The following is a 1,337-nucleotide window of genomic DNA, read 5'->3' as shown; positions in this document are numbered from 1 at the left end:
CGCAGTTGCCGGGCGGTCATGACCTGGCCCCGGGCGCCGGCGGCGTGGTGGAGCGGGCGTGGGCTGAGTGGTGCCGGGAAGGGCGAGTTCGCGTTCATGGCGGCTGGATTCCCGGCTGCCCGCCCTCCCCTAACCGCTGTTACAGGGCCGTCGAAGAATGCGGACAAGCCGGGGCTAATGCGCACACGTTCGACTGCCGAACAGGCAGGCCGATCATGGGTGTACGGGCCGGGCCCCGGGGGCTCAGTCCTGCCTGTCGCGCTCCTGCGCGCGCAGCGCGCGCGCCAGGTCGTCGCGCGCCTCCCACACCAGCCGCCGCAGCGCCGGCGGCGCCGAGCCCTCGGTGCCGCGCAGCCACGTGTCCGTCGCGTCCAGCGTCGCCTGGTGCGCCTGGAGCGCCGGGTAGAGGCCCCGTACGACCGCCATGGCGCTCTCGATCGTCCGCTCCCGCCAGATCCGCTCGATCTCCGCGAAGTACCGCGGCGCGTACGGCGCGAGCAGCTCCCGCTGCCCGGGCCGGGTGAAGCCGGAGATCGTCGCCTCGACGATCGCGTTGGACAGCTCGTCGGAGTCGACGACCGCCCGCCACGCCGCCTCCTTGACCGCCGCGTCCGGCCGGGCGGCCAGGCAGCGGACCTGGTGGCGCCTGCCGGACGCGGTGTCGTCGCGGGCCAGTTCGGCGTCGACGGCCGCCGCGTCGGCGACGCCGTGCGCGACGAGCGGGAGCAGTACCTCCCAGCGCAGCTCCTGGTCGACGTCGAGGCCGTCGATCTTCGCCTGGCCGTCGAGGAGGCCGCGCAGCAGTTGCAGGTCCTGCTCCGTCGTGGCGACGGAGGCGAAGAAGCGGGCCCACGCCAGCTGGTGGTCGCTGCCGGGCGGCGCGAGCCGCAGCTCGCCGAGCGCCCCCTCGGCGAGCGCTTGCTCGGCCTCGGCGCGGTGCCCCGGGGCGGTGTAGTGGTCGACGGTGTAGTGGGCCTGCTGGTGGAGGCCCTGGAGCACGCCGATGTCGGTCTCCCGGCCGGCGAAGCGCAGGACGAGGCCGAGGTAGTCGCGGGCGGGCATGAGGCCGTCGCGGGTGAGGTCCCAGGCGGCGGCCCAGGCGATGGCGCGGGTGAGGGGGTCGGTGAGGTCGCCGAGGCGTTCGCGGACGGTGTCGAGCGAGTCCTCGTCGAAGCGGGCCTTGCAGAAGGTCAGGTCGTCGTCGTTGACGAGGATCAGCTCCGGGCGCGGCTGCCCGGCCAGCTCCCGGACGACCGCGTACCCGTCGGTGACGTCATGTGTGCGCGCATGAGTTCGCCGGGGTTGGTCTGGGCGGCGAGGAGGGACAGTTCGCCGCA

General features: G+C 74.3%; 1 protein-coding gene. It reads right to left on the bottom strand.

Annotated elements, in window-relative coordinates:
- Positions 1-243 precede the first annotated feature (243 nt).
- Positions 244-1,337, bottom strand: a 1,094-nt coding sequence (locus H5J30_RS33680; protein ID WP_258563672.1) for an ERAP1-like C-terminal domain-containing protein, incomplete at its 5' end; no start/stop codon positions are given.

It is taken from the genome of Streptomyces phytophilus, assembly GCF_013870535.1.
In the GTDB taxonomy this organism is placed as follows: domain Bacteria; phylum Actinomycetota; class Actinomycetes; order Streptomycetales; family Streptomycetaceae; genus Streptomyces; species Streptomyces phytophilus.
The sequence above is the reverse complement of the archived record's forward strand: the minus strand, read 5'-3'. Positions and strand labels throughout refer to the sequence as shown.